Source organism: Bradyrhizobium sp. AZCC 1721 (assembly GCF_036924715.1).
GTDB lineage: Bacteria > Pseudomonadota > Alphaproteobacteria > Rhizobiales > Xanthobacteraceae > Bradyrhizobium.
Window position 1 is genome coordinate 4,207,096 of the sequence record NZ_JAZHSB010000001.1, and the last position, 18,154, is coordinate 4,225,249.

An 18,154-nucleotide genomic window follows, 5' to 3' on the forward strand; every position below is an offset into this window, starting at 1 on the left:
GCCGTTCTGCGCCACGCGCCGCATTTGTGACGCAGCATTTGCACATGCAGTGAGTGCGACGACCATCGAGACGTGATACTCTGCGCTCGTCGTCCTCAAACTGCGTTGAGGGTCGAATGAAGCGGCGGGAGTTCATCGCGGGCACTACGGCGCTGCTCGTTTCGCCACGCCATTCGCGGGCCCAAGGGACGCCTCGCCGAATCGGTTTCTTGGCCTCTTTCTTAGATCAGCCAGGTCGCGAGGCATGGCGCAGTGGCCTGCGCGATCACGGTTGGATCGAAGGCAAGAACCTGATCATTGACTACCGATTCTTCGAGGTCCAGCCCGAGCGCGCACCGGCGCTCGCGGCTGAACTCGTCGCCCTCAAGCCCGATCTTGTAATTGCCGTCGGGCCACGAGAAGCCGCAGCCCTGAAATCGGCAACTGCAACTATTCCTATTGTATTCGTGGTCGTGTTCGATCCCGTGGGGCTCGGCCTCGTCCAAAGTCTCTCCCGCCCAGGCGGCAACATCACGGGTCTTGCGACCTACGTGCCAGGAGATTGGGTCGCAAAACGAATAGAAATCCTCCGGGAACTGGTCCCTGGCGCCCCGAAAATTGCGATCTTGGTCAATCCGGGCAACCCAATACACAGGCTGATATTAGCCGAGGAGGTACCCAGCACAGCTAGGAAGCTAGGCGTGGCTCTGCCGATAGTTGAGTCGACGACGGCCGAGGAACTCGACATCGCCTTTGCCTCGGCCGCTTCCCAGCGCGCCGATGCAATCATTGTGTTTGCCGATCCTCTGACCATGCGCCAGGCCCCGCGAGTTGTCGCGCTCGCGGCAGAACATCATCTGCCCGCGATTTATCTCTTCCGACAATTCGCCGATGGCGGATTGGTCGTCTACGGCCCCGATATATTCGATCTGCTACGCCGTGCAGGCGGCTACGTCGATAAGATCCTCAAAGGCGCCAAGCCTTCCGATCTGCCGGTAGAGCAGCCGACCAAGTTCGATCTGGTGATCAACATGAAGACTGCCAAAGCGCTCGGCCTCACCGTGCCGACCTCGTTACTCCTTCGCGCTGATGAGGTGATCGAATAGAGATGCTGTTTGCTGCGGCGCATGAGTCCAGAGTTGGCCCTTAGTGGACATGCCTTCATCCTCGCCCGATCTCCGATTTTCGGGTCTAACCGGATATCACCTTCCTGCGCAGGCTATTCATGAATACACGCCTAGCAAGAATACACGCCTAGCAAGCCCGCCTATGCGCCCGCGCACTGGCGGCACACACACCGCCGCTGCACGGCCTGCACCTCTCTACGGCCCCCGCTGCGGCTCATAGCGGGCTATCCGGCGCGGACCTTGCCAAAGCTCTACGGGCGCGTCGGTGGCCAGATTGCGGGCGCGCGCCTTGGCTTCATTTTCGTCGCAATGAAACTCAGTGACCGTGATGACGTGGCCTTCGCGAGTCAGAACTGCATGTAACTTCCGGCAATCGACTTCGAATAGGAGTCGAACAGCCTGCCGCAGTCCATCTCGCGCTCAATGATGACATGCTCATTAAGGTGGAGGGGGGGCGGTCGGGGAATCTTTATTCCGAAGGCGTCGGGCTCGTCGTCAAATTCATCGTCGGTATCAACCTCAGGAAATATGTCTTTCAAGAAATTGCTTACCTCCGACGCATCGGCCGCAGACATGTAGAGGGCCGTGCCAAAAATAGGCACCGTCTTCTTAGGTGTCGCGTGGCGGTCGAATAGCAACGTCATATTTTGCGAATGGTAAGCAAAGCCCAAGAACACGATGCAGTCCGCCTCACGGATGGCCTCGTGAATACTGAACAGAGTCGACTCCTCTTCAACCTGTTCAGTATAGGTTTTGATTTGCTTGGACAATTCATCGTAACTGAGCCCGCCGTGCGGGGGGCCGCCAAAAGGCACGCGCTCCAAAGGTCCTACCCATCCGTAAGGGTGGATGATTTTGGCATTTCCTACGATCTGACGCGCTCTTTCCCTCGTGATCCCGTACTGCAAATGCAGAGCGTGCATCAGGAAGTGTTCTAGGCATCGATCATAGTTGAAATTGATAAAAGTAACGTCGTCGAGTACGTGCTCAACGTCGGGCGCTTTCCTTCCCGGCCCGAGTACGCGCATGAGCTTGGTCAGCCACGACGTATGAACCTTCATGAGGTCGAGCGTATTGTAGATATTCGAGGGGTCAACGAAGAGGTGACTGGCCTTCTCGGCGAGCAGAATGGAGCGGATGATAGCCGCCTTCCCAACCTCGACCACTTCGGGAGAACCTTCGTGAATATTCAGGAAGTCGTCGATGGAATTTGCAAAGAAAATGCCTTTGTGGATTAGATCGAAGGCGTCTAGATAGCTTTGGGCGTTTCCCTTGCCTCTCTCAAAAAATGTACGCGTAAATTCCTCGTCGAAAGTCCCTCGCTCAACGTATCCATGAGAGAGGGTCACTTTTGTCAAATTGTGAATGTCGAGCGCGAGCTTCGTGCCGACCGGCATGTTAACGTCGGCACCGGCTCCCGCTCCCATGATAAATAGTGTCTTGCGGTTGAACATCCGCCGAAGATATCACGATTCGGGAACCAGAGCGCCATAGCAGACGGCAGTTCTATTTTGCGGTATCCCATACGCACACGGTCCGACTAGGCCACCATCTTGTCTTCCTTGTCCGGCCCGCGCATCACTATCTTTAGCTCATCATCTGCCAAGGGGCGCTGCAACGCCTTCGCTTCATCCCACGAAGCGCGCATCCACACGTCCCATTCTTCTTGAGTTGTCAGGATCACCGGCATGGCCTTCGGGTGTATCGGTGCAACAACTGCGTTTGGCGCGATCGTTAGAAATCCATAGACCTGATGCGGGCCAGGTATTGGCTTGGACTTCGTACCACGATCCCCGTTGAACGTTGTCCAGATGCCCGGCGAGGTTGTATGGCGGATGTTAGTAACGGGTGGCCCGCCTTTTCGCGGTGGTGGGGGCATTACCGCCTTTGAAATTGCTCACTAGGGCCAAGAAATTGCTCACCAGGCCCAAGTCGATCTCGGATAACGAAAATCTGTCTCGCTTCTTTTGCGATATGTAGCCGCATAGCAGCTCAGTCAAACTGCGATTAAATGATTAATTGCCTTAATTGCGCAATTGAGTTTTTAGGTTTAACATTGATCCTTTAATATGGGAGGTTCAGCAATGGCAGACCCGACAGAAGAGGACGAAGATCGACGGAAGTTCTTGAAAATCTGCGGAAGATTCGCTGCGGTGACGCCTCCAGCCCTCACTATGTTGCTCTCAACGTCATTGACATCGGACGCGATTGCCAACTCTGGTATACCGAAGGAAACAGTCCCAACTGTACCAAAATGATCGCTATCACTGATGTGACCAGGGCCGCCTCATGGGCGGCCTTGTGCTTTAGGCTAGCCTCAAACAGTTGGCGGATGGATGGGCCAAGAACCGTCGAACGTTCGATCAAATATTGAAGCACGAGCTGTCGAGCTACGGCTCAGCGATGCGGAGCGCGCTGATAGACCAGGTCAACAAAACGAATGCTGCGATTGCCTCAAGCGATCCATCGGCGGTTTTGGAGATGCGCTTTGGCTTGATAAACCGATACAGCCAGCTTGCTGGCATGTTCGAGCGCAATGGAATCCCTAAGCATGACGCCTTCAAGGAGGTGTCAAAGTTCCTGGACTGGCCAGAAAATCAGCATCAGCCAGCGCACAGAATCTTCGCTTATCTGATCGCTGCTCTGGGGTGGCGCGTTTCGTCAGGACAAAGTCCAAAAATGAGCGCTGGCATTCTTAACGACTTCACGGCCATAGCGACCTACGCGCCATACGTCGATGCGATGTTCGTTGATAGGCAATGCGCGTCACTCTTAAAGCAGGGCAGGCTTCGTTCCGAACTGAGCTATAGGGCGCGTATCTTCTCGATGAGTAACAAGGGGGAGTTCCTACAGTACTTGGAGGACCTTTGCGACGCCGCGCCAAACGAAGTGCGAGCGTTGGCGCACGATTTGTACGGCGTGGAGCCGTGACTCGTTCGGCGCGATGCCACGACAATGAGGACAACACATTTAGCGACCGACCCAGCACGATCCGCCAAGTCTGCTCGTCGTGCGTCGAAAAGCCGCCTTCGCACCCCCCTTCGCACTACTTCGCACCCCTTCGCACCCATGTGCTTCACCCCCCGGCCGGTGCGAAGCCCGGCCCCGGTGCGAAGGCACCGGGCCAGTTCTTATCTCGGCTAGAACGAAAGATCACGGAAGCCAGCCAAGGGGCGGATTCGGCGGGTGATAAACCATGCCTATCGGCGCGCGTCACGTCGCGCTTGCTTCGCCTTCCGCCGCTGCATTGAATTCCAAATCATCACCTTCCGCCCGACCTGACTTCCGATGCCAATCGAAATGAAAGGAATTGGATACCACCACCATTTCACACGCCATATCGGCATTTCATCTACCGGCCGCGGCGGTGGTTTTAACGTTTGCGCCTTGAACTCGGACACGTCACCGGCTCTTGCCCAATCTGCAAAGCCGTCCCGCCAAACCAACACGCGTTCTGGCTCGGGAAACTTGGTGAGGGCCATTCTCACTTGCTCAAGTGTAAGCGGCCCGACTCGCCCATCGTAAGCCGCGTAATACCAACCGCCTGATGGGTCTTCCTGTTCAAATTGCATGGGCAGTGCCTCAAGCCGACGTTCGTTCAAACGTGGCCCATGGTGGCACTGCCGATTGCAGGCTTCAAGACAATAGGAAGGCCGCCCATGCGGTCCGCGCGATGGCGGTGGAATTGCGCTGCCTTAGCGCGCCCTACGGCACGCCCTGCGGCTCGTAGCGCTATCCGGCGCGACCAACATAGTGTGGATAAGTCATGCTGATTGTCTTCCGTGCGGCCATTGAATCCGTTCTCCGGCTTCATGTCCCTGCTAATCGGATTTTCGCACCCGGAGGACCGCCGCATGCCGCTCGGCAAATACGTAATAATGGAAGCCGTCGAAACGAGCGGCAAGGTCGCGCCCTTCGTTGAATATTTGCGGGGAGGCAAACCACTAGATAACGTCATCCGGCACTGGCTCATTGACGCGCTGACCGGCGGTACCAAGAACGGCTTCCGACTAGTGCCCCGACGTAAGCGCGGCGGGAGAACGATTTCAGCCGACAAGTTCGAAAGGATCAGGGACGCGCACGAATATTATGAAGGTTTGAGAACACGCAATATCGATTCCAAACTGGCCGAGCGTTGCCGAAATGCGCTGAATGGCAAAATGCAAATCGTGCGCGGAACCAAAGCCGCCCGCTATGGCGAGCGGCGGATCAAACCCGCTCAATACGTCATTGAGACTCGTAAACGCGTGTTCAGGCTAGACAATGGTAAGCCGCCCACGAAGTACGTCGCGCTTGCGCTCACCAGCAAAAAATTCGGCATCCCGCAAGATACCTTAAGAAAGCAATTTCGCCAGTTGAGGGGTAGCCCATAGTTCTGGCCACTGGATCAGCCGATTGACTGGCCAATTCTCCGTTTTGTTTCCGGGGTAGGTTCTGCCGTGTTGGGAACGGCATCCGTTGCCAGCACGGGCATCAAACGAAAGAGAACCAATGAACGATTTTACCGACGACGCCAGTGAGGCGCACGACAACGACAACGCGCAGCATGAGCGGGAAGACGAACGCACCCCCAAGTGGACGTTCGTATCAGCAAAGACGGCAGTTCAGCGACGGCATGGCAACACAATCGATGATTATGCCACGGTTACGCCGACGGCTGTGAGCGAAGAGACCATGGGACTGGACTCACCGGATGCCCCAACGCGGGTGGAAGAGTCCGGCCGCAAGGTTGTGCGGCTTGTGAATGACACGACAGCAAAGCAGCAAGTGAAGAACAGGTTGGCAGAAGCACGCGGCACGTTCGATATGTCCGCATTGAAAGAACCGAAGGCAAAGCCGAAGCTTGTTCCGGCAAATGATAACGTCAAGCCTGCCGAAGCTTGGCACTTGATGGGAGAAATCAGGCGCATCAAGGATTTGACTGAACGAACCCGGCGAATGGATACCGCGCTTTATCTCCGGGAATTGATGGATTTGGCGGAAACCGATGCGCTCAGTGTGTCTGTGCATCGGGGCGGCCAGTCGCCAAGCGCAGATTACGACATGGAGCGTTCAGCATCCGGCAAGGTGGTTTATCACCACGGACAAACGCTTGATCGCAAGAAGCGCACGTACAGCGAAAAGGGCGGCGAGTCCGATGCAATGCGCCATGACGGGCCGGTTCGCACCAGTAAGCAGTCGGGACCGATCAGCGTGGGGTTTGACGTGACTCGCGATGATCCCTTTGTACAGCGCCAGCTTGATGCGCAGACGGAACTTGAAGATATCGAAGCGGTCGTTGGCCCGCTTTGGGACCCTTTGATGGATTCTGTGCGCAACATAGGCTTCACTGAGATAGCGAAGAAATTGGGCTATTGGCAGTCGGTGGTTGGTTCGTTCGCTGTCATGCGAGCGCTAGACGTTGCGGCCGAACATATCGAGGCACATCGGGCTGCCGCTGATTTCCGAGAATTCGTGAAAACCAACAATAAGCCGGTGGCGGCGCGGCGTTACCAACGCGCCCTTGGTGAAAAACTGGCGGCGTAGGGGCTGTTTCGCTCTGAATCGATGGCTTACAAGCCGCGACCCTTGCCACGCACTGATCATAAGAGGGCAAGTCAGGCGGTCTAAACGGGCCACCTTGGCTTGGCTTGTAAGCCACAACGCTTCCCACGGCTTGTAATTGAGACACTGACTCCGTCCGGGCAATAGCGCCCGGGCGCATCCCTTATTGCATTCATGGAACCATGAGACGACACATTACGCAGTCGGTTGCATTGCGCACCGGAATTCCCATCGACGACGTAGATGCCGCCGCGCGCAGCTTGAGCCAAACTGGCACTTGGACTGACGACCCCAAGCGCGCCCTAACGTTTTTGCTGTTGGCGCTATTTGCCAATGCCGAACCGCGTTCGGCCGCCAGCGTGGCCAAGCATTACTGGCAACTTGAATCAGACTCAGGAAAACCGCTCGGCCAGATGATTGAAGATATCCTGCAATCATTTCAGGAACAGCAACGTACCGATTTCAGCGCCATTGCCTATCGCGCCGCGTTCGAAATCTTTGACTCGACTACACCGGCAGCCGTGCTGCGCATCCCATGCACCGACCGGGCCACAGAGATTGTCTATCGCGATGAACAGGCGTGGAATGACCGCACTGTACGGCGCAGCAACTTCATCAGCGGCAAGCAACTGTTTGACATTGCCGCCGATATCACGCTCAACCGATGGAACGGGGAAGACCTTGGGCTTTACACTAAATCCGCTTAGTTGGTTTGAGCGGAAGAGTACCAACTACAACCTATCTGATCCCCGCCTGATTGAACTATTTGGCTCTACACCAACCGCCAGCGGCATTGCCGTTTCAGCGCAAGCCGCGCTCCGAGTCCCAGCCTTCCATTCTGCTGTACGCGTGATCGCTGAGACCAACGCGACTCTTCCGCTTCATCTTTACAAGCGCGTAGGCGATGTGAAGGCGAAAGACACCGGTAACCCGCTTTATCGTTTGCTTCACGATGAACCCAACGCGTGGTCATCTTCATATGACTTGCGCGTGCAGATGGGCATTGATGCCATGCTTCATGGCAATGCCTACGCATACGTGAATCGCATCGACGGTCAGGTTCGGGAAATCGTTCGGTTGCCGCCGACAAACGTCACCGTCAAGATGCCCGATGCAATTGGGCCGCCCACCTACGAAGTAACCGAGTCAGCCGGCGGCAGGCGGCTAGAACCGTTCACGGATGTAATTCACATCCGCGCGCTCTCGAGCGACGGTGTCAACGGCATTTCGCCGGTTCACCTTGGCCGTGAAGCACTGGCACTGGCGCTTGCCCTTGAGCAATCGCACGCCAGCCTACACGCGAACGGGGCACAACCGGGTGGCGTTCTGGCTGTTAAGGGCAAGCTGGATAAGGATGCGCGTGTGCGACTGAAAGAACAGTGGCAGGCATTCCAAGGCGGCACACACAACAAGTTTAAGACCGCCGTCCTGGATGTGGATGCCGAATGGAAGCCGCTGTCTATGACCGGCGTGGATAGTCAGCACCTTGAGACGCGGCGTTTTCAAATTGAAGAAATCAGCCGACTCACTCGCGTGCCGCCCCACCTTCTATCCGAACTCGGCCGCGCGACATGGGGCAATGCCGCTGAAATGGGACAGAGCTTCCTTGATTACTGCCTGTTGCCGTGGATTCGCCAGTGGGAAGGCGCGCTGACTCGCGCATTGCTCACGCCAGACGAACGCAAGACGCACTTCATTGAGTTCGACACGTCCGGTCTTGTTCGCGCCAACCTTCAAGCACGGTCCGAGTCGTATTGGCGTGCGATTGGTGGTCCGTATCTAACGCCCAACGAAGTGCGTGCCATAGAGAACCGACCGCCGATTGATGACGGCAACGTTCTGAACAAACCAACACGTCTTGGCGCTGCCAATGACAATAACGACAGCAGGAACGCCGCAGCGTGAAAGAACAAGGTCAATTCATCGAACTAGACACCAAATCCATCACAGAAGGCGGCGTGTTCTATGGCTACGCGTCCCGTTTCAACGAAATCGATTTAGGAAATGACAACATCCAGCCCGGCGCATTCGCCCAAAGCCTCAAGACGCGGCCCGCCAGCAAGGTCAAAATGCTTCTGGCGCATGACCCGACGACCCCCATTGGCGTTTGGACTTCACTGGTTGAAGACGAACGCGGGTTGAAGGCCACCGGCCAGCTTATCCTTGATACAGCAAAAGGCCGAGAGACCTATGCGTTGCTTCGTGCCGGTGCGCTGGATGGCTTGTCGATTGGGTTCAAAGCCAAGAAAGAGTCCTATGACAGGAACATCAGGTTACTTCACCAGGTAGACCTTTTCGAAATATCCGTGGTGACATTCCCGATGTTACCATCGGCCACAGTTTCGCAAATCAAGCAAGCCAACGAATTCTCGCGGCTTGTTGATGCGATTAACCGCGCCGCCAAGGCGCTGAACTAAACTAAGGATTATCATACTTTGACTAACATTGCTGCCCGCCTCGAACCGAAGGCGGAAAACGATAGTGTTGACTCTGCTTTTGCACCATTTGAAGCCAAGATCGACACGCTCACAGCGAAACTGAACGCGGCGAACGACAATGTGAAGGCGGTCACCGCGCGCGCCGATGCGCTTGAGCTTCGGCTTAATCGCCCCGGCATCGCGGCAAACGACAACGTCGCGCCTAGCCTCGACACGAAAGCGTTCGAACTCTTCGTCCGCAAAGGCAAGGAAGCGCTGAACGTTGATGAAGTTAAGTCGCTGCGCGTGTCTGATGACTCTACCGGTGGCTATATCAACTCGCCCGACGATTTCGTCGAGACTCTTGACCGAAACGTGAAGCTTTTCTCGCCTATTCGTCAGGTGGCGAGCGTGCGTCCCACTGGCTCTGGCGCGGTTGTGTGGCCAAAGCGGACCGGGGGGATGACGGCTTCATGGGTTGGCGAGGGTCCGTCCGCGCGGCCGGAAACAACGGTCACGTTCGGCTCTTCGCGCTATCCCGTGTGCGAGCTCGCGGCTTGGGTTGACGTTTCCAACGCGATGTTGGACGACTCCGCTCTGCCCATTCTTGATCTTCTCGCCTACGAATTCGGTGAAGAGTTCGGCTACCAAGAGGGCAAGGCGTTCGTTAGTGGCGCATCTGTCTTGTCGCCGAGCGGCTTCATGCAGGACGCTAACGTTTTCTACACTCCGGGTACGGATGCGAACCTCATCAAGGGCGACGGCCTGATTGACTTGTACCACGCTGTGAAGACGCCTTACCGGCAAAACGCCGTGTGGCTGATGAACTCGACCACATTAGGTGCGATCCGCAAGCTCAAGGACACGAACGGCAACTACATGGTTGCCATGGCTGGCCTGAACAACACGCCGGTCAGTACGCTTCTCGGCAGGCCAATCATTGAAACTCCCGATATGCCAGATGTGACCGCTAACGCCTATCCGGTCGCGTTTGGTGACTTCTCGCAGGGCTATCGAATCTTCGACCGCGTTTCGTTGAGCATCCTGCGCGATCCTTATTCGCAGGCGACCAACGGCATGACCCGCTTCCACGGTCGCCGCCGCGTTGCCGGTGGTGTGGGCAAGGCGGAAGCCATTCGGAAGCTCAAGATTGCTACGTCCTAACCGATGAAGCGTTGCGGGCCGCAGTACGGATGTATTGCGCTGCGGCCCGCATGCGCTCGAAACTTTTGAAAAATGGGGCTTCGACCGGCGGGTGGCCAACTTTATGCGGGTGCGTCCCGCGTTGAATCAGAAATGTGTGTGAGAATTCCAATGAAACAGGCGAACAGTTCGCCAAAGCATCTTAGCGCGGCATCAGCCGCGTTCTACAAGTCCATCATCAGCGATTACGATTTGGACGAACACCATAGAGTCCTTCTTGTCAAAGCGTGCGAGAGTCTAGACCGCGTCGAAGAGGCGCGCGCGCTGGTCGCCAAGGATGGCTTAACGTATCGCGACCGGTTCGGCGGGTTGAAGCCGAACCCGGCATGCGCAATCGAGCGCGACAACAAGATTATCGTGGCTCGCTTGTTCAGAGAATTGGGGCTTGATCTGGCCGGTGACGGCAAGACCGCGCCGCCATCGCTACCGGCAAATAGGCGGTGACCATGCCAGTACGCAAACGGTCATTGACGCGTCGCCAATCTCTCAGCGCGGAAGCGCAAGCGTGGCTTGATGGGGACCAGCGAGGATGCGGGTTCTTTATGTTCAAGCCGGACGAAGAGCTACAGGCGCTGTGGCACGAGTATGCCGATAAAGACAACATGTGCTGGCACCCAAAGCAAATGCTTCTGCCTCAACCGATAGACAATTAGCCATAAGTGAAACTGACAGATGTTTACTGAACGACATGACTGCCTCTACGCCTTAAAGAGCAACCTGCGCCGCACCGCGCATTGGCGCGAAATGACGCTTGGACCGCGCTTTAATGATCCGCGCAATTCCGAAGCTGCCGTTGTCTGCAAACGGCTCGCCGAGCAAGCCGAATTGACTGACGATGATTGGATGGCGTTGAAGCCCCATTTCAGTTGGACGTCGCAGAAGTGGGCCGACGTGCTTCGAGAAGCAAGCCGAATGGTTGGATTCCGCCCGAGTATCACTGATTTCCCAACCTACGTGCGGTGCGTGCGCGGCTTGCTGGCGGTTTGAATGAGTGAAATTGAAAAGCTGTATCAACAGAACGCATACGATTCGCTCTCCGTCGATGATTGGATTGAACGGCACGGCGGCGACCTTGCCGCAGTTCGCGCATTCGGCCCGATTGCGGAAATGCGCGGCAGGTTTATGCCGTACAAGCGCTCGCACATTTATCAATATCAGTTCGTGCCGGATGCGACGGGCACACAACGCGCCATCGTCATGCCTGTTGTCGAAGACGGCGCGATGGTGGACATTGTGGCGTGGCGCATAAGTCAGGCAAAGCTAGATGTTTGGGGATGTGTCACGCATAAAGGCAGATTTTTGAACCGCGCCGCTATCTTTGACCAGTCGCGTACCGGGCCGCTCGAAATCTGTGAAAGCTGGTGGCACTGGCTGCGCACCGGCTGCAAAGGCGTGATGGCGCTTCGGGTGGAAGCAATTCCCGAACTGCGCAACGCTGGCGACGTGCTGGTAGACAATTCTTCAATCGCGCTTCGCCTCTTATACGAGGCGTACCTGTGGCCATTGAACGTGGACCCCGACAGTGACGCTTGGAAAGCTGCCAAGATCGAAGGCAAGAAGCGCATCTGGATCGATGACGACAGGGCTGCGGCATGAGGAACATGAATGGCGAGACACGGAACGAAAAGTCAAACCATTGGGAGGAATTCACCAAACAATACTATTCGATTGATCCCCTGCCGCTAATTGATCCGCGCGACTGGCATGACCAGCCGGTCCCGGAACGCCAGTGGCTGGTAGAAGGCATCATCCCCCATCGTGCCGTGACACTGTATAGCGGTGATGGCGGAACGGGCAAAACAACCACGGCCATTCAGTTAATCGTTGCGGTGGCCCTTGGCTTGCAATGGTTCGGCAAGGATGTGACGCAGGGCCGCGCGCTGTTGTATACGGCGGAGGATGAGAGCGCCGAACTTCACAGGCGATTTGCGGCGGCTGTGACGAAAACAGGCCGCACGCTGGCCGATCTTGACGACGTTCGCGTGATCCCGATGGCCGGGCTTGATGCTACGCTGGCCGGTCAAAGCGGTGGCAAGGGCAACATCATCACGACCACGGCAGCGTTTGCGAAGCTGACAATCCAAATCGAAGAGTTCAAGCCACGGCTTGTTGTGCTGGACCCCTTGGCGGACTGCTACGGCGGCGACGAAATCAACCGAAGTCAGGTGCGGCAGTTCGTTCAAAAACTTGCTGGCTTGGCATTCAAGTACGATTGCACGGTGATGCTGTTAAGTCATCCATCGCTCACCGGCATGAACTCGGGCACCGGCCTGTCCGGCAGCACGGCGTGGAATGCGAGCGTGCGCGGGCGACTCTACCTCACACATGTCAAGGATGACCCCGACCGGCGAGTTATCAAGGTTGTGAAGACCAATTACGGGAAGGTTGGCGAAGAGATTCCGCTCATGTGGGATGACGGCGGCTTCGTGGTCGATGGCGGTAACGATCCTGCCGCCGCGAACATGGCTAATCGCGCGGCGGATGAAGTCTTCATGGATGTGTTCTGGAAGCTATCGACATTAGGATTTCGACTCAGCCCTAACGTCGGCTCTACGTACGCGCCTAAGAAGATCGCAGAACACCCGGACGCCAAGCGCTACAGCAAGCAAAAGATGGCGCAAGCCATGCAGCGGTTGCTTGAGGCTGGCACGTTGAAGATTGAAACTGTGGGACCACAGTCAAAGCGCCGCGATATTCTGGTGGCGACGGTGAACTGATTCAGCTTAAAAAGGGGCATGTCTATGTCCCCCCAACAATGCCGTGGCGCGCGAGCGTTCCTTGATTGGACTCAAGGGCAGCTTGCCAAGGCCGCCGACGTTGGCGACTCAACAGTGCGAAACTTCGAAGGCGAGTTACGCGAGACAAGTCCCGCAAACGTCGCCAAGATGAAGGCCGCTCTTGAGCGGGCTGGAATTGAATTTATCCCAGCCCGCAACGGTCACGGTGGTGGCGTCCGGTACGCTAAAGCGCGATAGACGCACGGCTTTTTGCCCGTCAACGTTTTTCGTTGACTCCCTTGATCAGACACGAAAGACTCCCATGCCAGATACGTTCGGGCCGCCGACGGCGTCCAATGATAACGAGCGGCTACTGACTCTTGATGAAGCCGCACAGGAATTGGGGATTTGTAAGCGAACGGTAGTTCGTCACGTCATGGCCGGTGAACTTCCCTACATCGTGACCGGCGCTGGCCGTCAGCGATTGCAACGGAAAATCCATCCCACCGATTTGCGGACTTTCATTGATAAGCGCAGGAGATTCGAGTGTCCGTCTATAAGCCAGCCAAGAGTCCTTACTACGCATACGATTTCCAAATCCGTGGCGTTCGGTTCACCGGCTCTACAGGCTGCACTGGCAAGCGAGACGCTGAGAAGTTTGAGAAGACCCGAAAGGAAGAAGGCCGCCTAGAGGTTAAGGCGCTGGCGACGCAAGAAAGCGCGCCGCTGAACTTCGCCACCGCCGCAGCGCGCTACTATCTTCAAATCGGGCAACACCTAAAGGGCGATGGGGCCAAGAACTGCCAGTGGTCGATCAACTGGCTTGAGCGCGAAATAGGCAGCGCTACCCTACTCTCTTCCATCAGTGACGAACTTGTCGCGAAGCTGGTTGGCATCCGGCGCGGTGAGGCGGTCAAGAACGCGACCGTAAATCGCAGCGTCACCGAACCACTGCGCAAGATACTGAACCGGGCACGCGACGTGTGGGGCCAAACGGTCAAGAAGATCGATTGGAAACTGCACATGCTCCAAGAGCCGAAAGAGCGTGTGCGCGAAATGTCGCAGTCGGAAGAATTCGCGCTCTTCGACCAATTGCGCGTCGATTACCATGCCGTGGTTCGATTCGCGCTTCTGTCCGGCTGCCGCCTGTGTGAGATTGTCCCCGGCAAGGAATTTCCCGGCCTGCGTTGGAAAGACGTGGATTGGGCGGGCCAAAAGATCAGCGTCATGGGTAAGGGCCGGGTACTGGCAACCATCCCGATATCGGCAGGTATCCGCGAATTGCTCTTCCCCCTGCAAGCCAACCACGACGAGTTTGTCTTTACTTACGTGGCGCAGCGGAGCAACGGCGGGCGCGTTCGCGGCAAGCACTACCCGATGACGCGTGAAGGACTAAAGAGCGAGTGGCGGCGCTCTAAGCTCGATGCCGGGCTGTTGGACTACCGATTCCATGACAACCGCCACACGGCTGCTACAGGCGTGCTCCGGGCCACCGGGAATCTAAAGGCTGTGCAGAAGCTCTTGCGGCATACGGATATCGCCACAACGGCGAAATACGCTCACGCCATGATCGATGACGTGCGGGATGCGATGGAAGCGAATGAAAAGAACCGGGAGTCCCGGAATAATCCCCGGACTGACACGGCGGCCGGTGCCAAGCCATTGAAGGCTGTAGACTAATCCGGGTTCGCCCCAACGCCTCCCAGACTAGTGCGCTAACCGGGCTGCGCCACGCTCCGATGCCGTTCCATTAGCTGCGATCCGCGCCCGGCGCAAGGCAGGAGAGCGGCCTCATTGCGGCCGGTTGACCGCCAGTTCCGACCGCCCGCTCAGCCGTCCTTCAGCGCGTTATCCAGCAATTGCTTGCAGGCGATCAGGTCCTGCAGCACCCGCTCCAGGCGCTCGCGGTCCGCGTCCGACGGGCCCGGCTTGGCCCTCGCAAACGGCAGCAAAATGCCGTCGTCGTCGGTGTCGACGAAGCGGTAGTCGATTTCCTTCTCTTCGGTCTCGTAGTCCTCATCGTCGGCTGCGACGGTCGGAATCTCGCCCTCATCGGGCTCCTGCAAGCTGAGGCCGATCGCTTCCTCGACTGCACCGAAGGTGACCGCCGAGGTCTGGTCGGCGAGGCCCTGCACCGATTTGATGCCGTGCTCTTTGAGGATGCGCTGCACGCCGCGGATCGTATAGCCCTCGCCGTACAGCAGACGGCGGATGCCCTTCAGCAAGTCGACGTCGTCGGGGCGGTAGTACCGCCGCCCGCCGCTTCGCTTCATCGGCTTGATCTGGGCGAACCGCGTCTCCCAGAACCGCAACACGTGCTGGGGAATGTCGAGCTCTTCAGCGACTTCGCTGATGGTGCGGAACGCATCCGGCGCCTTGTCCAAGTGCCAGCTCCTCTCAACTTATCTCGTTGGTGAAGACGCGGTACTCGCCTTGCTACGCAGCCGTGCTACTCGATCTCGCTAGTCGGTCTTGTTAGTCGGTCTTGCTTTCGCCGTTGCCGGGCGCGTGACCGTTGATCCGCTGCTTCAGAATAGCTGATGGTTTGAACACCATCACGCGACGCGGCGAGATCGGCACTTCAGTACCGGTCTTCGGATTACGTCCGATACGCTGACCCTTCTTGCGCACCATGAAGGAGCCGAACGACGACAGCTTCACTGTCTCGCCCTTCTCCAGGCAATCGGTAATTTCTTTCAGAACGAGTTCGACAAACGCTGAAGATTCCGTCCGTGACAGGCCCACCTTCTGGTAGACCGCCTCGCACAAATCGACACGTGTGACTGTTTTTCCGGTCCCGGTCATCGCCTGCCCCGCACTCTCGGCGAACAAAATTTATTCCCTGAAATTATGAGGTTAGCACGCAATGGTCAACAGCGACCATCATGCAGAAGCATGGAACCGCACTACAATTTTAGACAGTACTTTTGCGCTACGTCTACCAGCGCACCAGCGCGGAACCCCAGGTGAAGCCGCCGCCCATGGCTTCGAACAGCACCAGATCGCCTTTCTTCACCCGCCCGTCCTTGACGGCAACCGCGAGCGCCAGCGGGATCGACGCAGCCGACGTGTTGCCGTGCAAATCGACGGTCAGCACCACCTTCTGCGGCGCAATATGAAGCTTATGCGCCGAAGCATCGATGATTCGCTTGTTGGCCTGATGCGGGATGAACCAGTCGATGTCCTCGGCCGTCGTCCCGGTCGCATTGAAGGCGTCCACAATCACGTCCGTGATCATGCCGACCGCGTGCTTGAACACTTCGCGGCCCTCCATCCGGAGATGGCCGACGGTCTGCGTCGTGGACGGACCACCGTCCACGAACAGCTTCGACTGGTGCCGGCCGTCCGAGCGCAGATGGGTCGTGAGCACGCCGCGATCCGACGGCAAACTCGGCTGATCCTGCGCCTCCAATACGACCGCGCCGGCGCCGTCGCCGAACAGCACGCAGGTGCCGCGGTCGTTCCAGTCGAGAATGCGCGAGAACGTCTCCGCACCGATCACCAGCGCGCGCTTGTAGGCGCCGGAGCGCAGGAAATTGTCGGCGGTGGCGAGCGCAAAGACGAAGCCGGAACACACCGCCTGCAGATCGAAGGCGGCGCCATGAAGGATACCGAGCCCGTTCTGGACTGCAACCGCGGTGGCCGGAAAGGTGTTGTCCGGCGTCGAGGTCGCGAGCACGATCAGATCGATCGCCTGGGCGTCGAGACCGGCATGTTCCAGCGCCGCGCGCGCGGCGTTGATCGCCAGATGCGAGGTGAACTCGCCTTCGGCCGCGATGTGGCGCTCCCGAATGCCGGTACGCTGCACGATCCACTCGTCCGAAGTATCGATTCGGGCCGCCAGTTCGGCATTGGTCAGCACCTTCTGCGGCAGGTAAGAGCCGCAGCCCAGCACCACCGAACGTTTCGCAGTCACGAGACAGCCTCCTGCGCGGTCGGTGCCAGCGCACTGCCGTCGCTATTCATCATCTGATTGATCTTGGTGAGGAGATCGCAGCGGACCATCTCATAGCCAACATCGACTGCGTAGGCAAAGCCTTCGGCGCTGATTCCGCCGTGACTTTTGACGACCACGCCCTTCAAGCCGAGCAAAACACCGCCATTGGATTTATTCGGGTCGAGCTTGTCCCGCAGCGCCTTGAACGCGCTCCGGGCGAATAGGTAGCCGATCCGGGACAGCCAACTGCTCGTCATGGCCTGGCGCAGGAAGTCCGCCATCTGGCGCGCGGTTCCCTCCGCAGCCTTCAACGCGATGTTGCCGCTAAAGCCTTCCGACACGATCACATCGGCCGCGCCCTGGCCGATCCCGTCGCCCTCGACGAAGCCGATATAATTGAGCTGCGACGCGCGCAGCAGCTCGGCCGCCTCGCGGATCTCCTCATGGCCCTTGATCTCCTCGACCCCGATGTTGAGGAGGCCGACAGTCGGCCGTTCCCGGTTCAGCAGCACGCTCGCCATTGCGCTGCCCATCACCGCCAGCGCCACGAGATGGTGCGCGTCGCCGCCGATCGTGGCGCCGAGGTCGAGCACGACGGAATCGCCGCGCGCCGTCGGCCACACGCCGGCAATGGCCGGACGATCGATCCCTTGCATGGTGTGCAGGTGGAAACGCGCCATCGCCATCAGCGCGCCCGTATTGCCCGCGGAGACCGCGACGTCGGCCTCCTTTCTCTTCACCGCGTCGATCGCAAGCCACATCGACGACGTCTTGCGGCCGCGACGCAGCGCCTGGCTCGGCTTGTCATGCATGCTCACGGTGACGTCGGTGTGGATCACGCGCGACGCCTTTTGCAGCGCCGGGTACTTGGCGAGTTGTTCGTCGATCTGCTTGCTGTCGCCGTAGAGCAGGAATTCGCTGTCGGGATGCCGCTTCAAAGAAATTGCAGCGCCGGGAATGACGACCGATGCGCCGACATCGCCACCCATGGCGTCAAGCGCGATGCGAACCTTTTGCGGCATGAACGTCCCGGAAACCTGATCTCTTGCGGCCTTCGTAGAGCCCGGCCGCGCACTGGAATGGCACCGCTACGCGGCGCCTGGCGAAACGCAACCCGCGCCCCCGCCGGGCCGCGACAATAGCGTGTCCCCGCCCCGACACAACCTCTTGACCACGCTCTTTTGGCGAAAGGGAAGCTGTGTGGCCCGAAATCACGGATGGCAGATATTT

Annotated in this window: 19 protein-coding genes and 2 pseudogenes; 14 read left to right on the forward strand and 7 right to left on the reverse strand. The window is 57.8% G+C overall.

The window, feature by feature from the left end:
* Positions 1-116: 116 nt before the first annotated feature.
* Complete coding sequence (locus tag V1273_RS20145; protein ID WP_334410651.1) at positions 117-1,085, forward strand: ABC transporter substrate-binding protein; 969 nt, start codon at positions 117-119, stop codon at positions 1,083-1,085.
* Between the two features lie 368 nt (positions 1,086-1,453).
* Here the strand turns inward: V1273_RS20145 and V1273_RS20150 are convergent, their stop codons facing one another.
* Positions 1,454-2,560, reverse strand: coding sequence for a hypothetical protein (locus tag V1273_RS20150; RefSeq protein WP_334410652.1), 1,107 nt, complete (start codon positions 2,558-2,560; stop codon positions 1,454-1,456).
* An 86-nt stretch (positions 2,561-2,646) separates the two neighbouring features.
* Positions 2,647-2,985 (reverse strand): annotated as a pseudogene (locus V1273_RS20155) (SOS response-associated peptidase); the annotation flags it as partial.
* A gap of 491 nt (positions 2,986-3,476) precedes the next feature.
* On the opposite strand from V1273_RS20155, the gene V1273_RS20160 reads away from it, so the two are divergent.
* Positions 3,477-4,037 (forward strand): hypothetical protein, encoded by a 561-nt coding sequence (locus V1273_RS20160; RefSeq protein ID WP_334410653.1) that lies wholly within the window; start codon positions 3,477-3,479, stop codon positions 4,035-4,037.
* A gap of 269 nt (positions 4,038-4,306) precedes the next feature.
* Here the strand turns inward: V1273_RS20160 and V1273_RS20165 are convergent, their stop codons facing one another.
* Entirely contained in the window at positions 4,307-4,678 is a 372-nt protein-coding gene (locus tag V1273_RS20165) for a DUF4339 domain-containing protein (protein ID WP_334410654.1), read from the reverse strand.
* Between the two features lie 282 nt (positions 4,679-4,960).
* Between V1273_RS20165 and V1273_RS20170 the strand changes: the two genes are divergently transcribed.
* The 12 genes and pseudogenes from V1273_RS20170 (at position 4,961) to V1273_RS20220 (ending at position 14,667) form a co-directional block, all read left to right on the forward strand.
* On the forward strand, positions 4,961-5,479 hold the full coding sequence (locus V1273_RS20170; protein WP_334410655.1) for a hypothetical protein: 519 nt from the start codon (positions 4,961-4,963) through the stop codon (positions 5,477-5,479).
* Between the two features lie 118 nt (positions 5,480-5,597).
* Positions 5,598-6,632: a hypothetical protein gene (locus V1273_RS20175; RefSeq protein ID WP_334410656.1), complete on the forward strand. Its 1,035-nt coding sequence runs from the start codon at positions 5,598-5,600 to the stop codon at positions 6,630-6,632.
* Between the two features lie 200 nt (positions 6,633-6,832).
* Positions 6,833-7,357 (forward strand): hypothetical protein, encoded by a 525-nt coding sequence (locus V1273_RS20180; RefSeq protein ID WP_334410657.1) that lies wholly within the window; start codon positions 6,833-6,835, stop codon positions 7,355-7,357.
* Positions 7,332-8,555 carry a phage portal protein gene (locus tag V1273_RS20185; protein ID WP_334410658.1) on the forward strand — a complete coding sequence of 408 codons (1,224 nt, stop codon included), beginning with the start codon at positions 7,332-7,334 and terminating at the stop codon, positions 8,553-8,555. Before V1273_RS20180 ends, V1273_RS20185 begins: the two co-directional genes overlap by 26 nt.
* Positions 8,552-9,067 (forward strand): HK97 family phage prohead protease, encoded by a 516-nt coding sequence (locus tag V1273_RS20190; RefSeq protein ID WP_334410659.1) that lies wholly within the window; start codon positions 8,552-8,554, stop codon positions 9,065-9,067. Before V1273_RS20185 ends, V1273_RS20190 begins: the two co-directional genes overlap by 4 nt.
* 18 nt (positions 9,068-9,085) lie before the next feature.
* Positions 9,086-10,231 (forward strand): phage major capsid protein, encoded by a 1,146-nt coding sequence (locus V1273_RS20195; protein WP_334410660.1) that lies wholly within the window; start codon positions 9,086-9,088, stop codon positions 10,229-10,231.
* 150 nt (positions 10,232-10,381) lie between these two features.
* A complete protein-coding gene (locus V1273_RS20200; RefSeq protein WP_334410661.1) occupies positions 10,382-10,714 on the forward strand; it encodes a P27 family phage terminase small subunit in 333 nt (110 codons plus the stop codon).
* A gap of 228 nt (positions 10,715-10,942) precedes the next feature.
* Positions 10,943-11,257, forward strand: a complete 315-nt coding sequence (locus V1273_RS20205) for a hypothetical protein (RefSeq protein ID WP_334410662.1) — start codon at positions 10,943-10,945, stop codon at positions 11,255-11,257.
* Positions 11,258-11,866, forward strand: a complete 609-nt coding sequence (locus tag V1273_RS20210; RefSeq protein ID WP_334410664.1) for a hypothetical protein — start codon at positions 11,258-11,260, stop codon at positions 11,864-11,866.
* Between the two features lie 5 nt (positions 11,867-11,871).
* Complete coding sequence (locus V1273_RS20215; RefSeq protein ID WP_334410665.1) at positions 11,872-12,987, forward strand: AAA family ATPase; 1,116 nt, start codon at positions 11,872-11,874, stop codon at positions 12,985-12,987.
* A gap of 322 nt (positions 12,988-13,309) precedes the next feature.
* A pseudogene (locus V1273_RS34080) lies at positions 13,310-13,513 on the forward strand (helix-turn-helix domain-containing protein); the annotation flags it as partial.
* A 20-nt stretch (positions 13,514-13,533) separates the two neighbouring features.
* Positions 13,534-14,667, forward strand: a complete 1,134-nt coding sequence (locus V1273_RS20220; RefSeq protein WP_334410666.1) for a tyrosine-type recombinase/integrase — start codon at positions 13,534-13,536, stop codon at positions 14,665-14,667.
* 149 nt (positions 14,668-14,816) lie between these two features.
* Here the strand turns inward: V1273_RS20220 and V1273_RS20225 are convergent, their stop codons facing one another.
* From V1273_RS20225 to plsX, 4 genes are all read right to left on the reverse strand, one after another.
* Positions 14,817-15,371, reverse strand: a complete 555-nt coding sequence (locus V1273_RS20225) for a MerR family transcriptional regulator (RefSeq protein WP_334382010.1) — start codon at positions 15,369-15,371, stop codon at positions 14,817-14,819.
* A 91-nt stretch (positions 15,372-15,462) separates the two neighbouring features.
* On the reverse strand, positions 15,463-15,792 hold the full coding sequence (locus tag V1273_RS20230) for an integration host factor subunit alpha (RefSeq protein WP_057845762.1): 330 nt from the start codon (positions 15,790-15,792) through the stop codon (positions 15,463-15,465).
* 133 nt (positions 15,793-15,925) lie between these two features.
* Positions 15,926-16,903 carry a beta-ketoacyl-ACP synthase III gene (locus V1273_RS20235; RefSeq protein WP_334410667.1) on the reverse strand — a complete coding sequence of 326 codons (978 nt, stop codon included), beginning with the start codon at positions 16,901-16,903 and terminating at the stop codon, positions 15,926-15,928.
* Positions 16,900-17,946: a phosphate acyltransferase PlsX gene (gene plsX, locus V1273_RS20240; protein ID WP_334375001.1), complete on the reverse strand. Its 1,047-nt coding sequence runs from the start codon at positions 17,944-17,946 to the stop codon at positions 16,900-16,902. Before plsX ends, V1273_RS20235 begins: the two co-directional genes overlap by 4 nt.
* Between the last annotated feature and the right edge of the window lie 208 nt (positions 17,947-18,154).

Coding starts and splice junctions, on each gene's coding strand:
- V1273_RS20145 (WP_334410651.1), top strand. CDS start 117: ATGAAGCGGCGGGAGTTCATCGCGGGCACTACGGCGCTGCTCGTTTCG.
- V1273_RS20150 (WP_334410652.1), bottom strand. CDS start 2,560: ATGTTCAACCGCAAGACACTATTTATCATGGGAGCGGGAGCCGGTGCC.
- V1273_RS20165 (WP_334410654.1), bottom strand. CDS start 4,678: ATGCAATTTGAACAGGAAGACCCATCAGGCGGTTGGTATTACGCGGCT.
- V1273_RS20170 (WP_334410655.1), top strand. CDS start 4,961: ATGCCGCTCGGCAAATACGTAATAATGGAAGCCGTCGAAACGAGCGGC.
- V1273_RS20175 (WP_334410656.1), top strand. CDS start 5,598: ATGAACGATTTTACCGACGACGCCAGTGAGGCGCACGACAACGACAAC.
- V1273_RS20180 (WP_334410657.1), top strand. CDS start 6,833: ATGAGACGACACATTACGCAGTCGGTTGCATTGCGCACCGGAATTCCC.
- V1273_RS20200 (WP_334410661.1), top strand. CDS start 10,382: ATGAAACAGGCGAACAGTTCGCCAAAGCATCTTAGCGCGGCATCAGCC.
- V1273_RS20205 (WP_334410662.1), top strand. CDS start 10,943: ATGTTTACTGAACGACATGACTGCCTCTACGCCTTAAAGAGCAACCTG.
- V1273_RS20210 (WP_334410664.1), top strand. CDS start 11,258: ATGAGTGAAATTGAAAAGCTGTATCAACAGAACGCATACGATTCGCTC.
- V1273_RS20215 (WP_334410665.1), top strand. CDS start 11,872: ATGAATGGCGAGACACGGAACGAAAAGTCAAACCATTGGGAGGAATTC.
- V1273_RS20230 (WP_057845762.1), bottom strand. CDS start 15,792: ATGACCGGGACCGGAAAAACAGTCACACGTGTCGATTTGTGCGAGGCG.
- plsX (WP_334375001.1), bottom strand. CDS start 17,946: ATGCCGCAAAAGGTTCGCATCGCGCTTGACGCCATGGGTGGCGATGTC.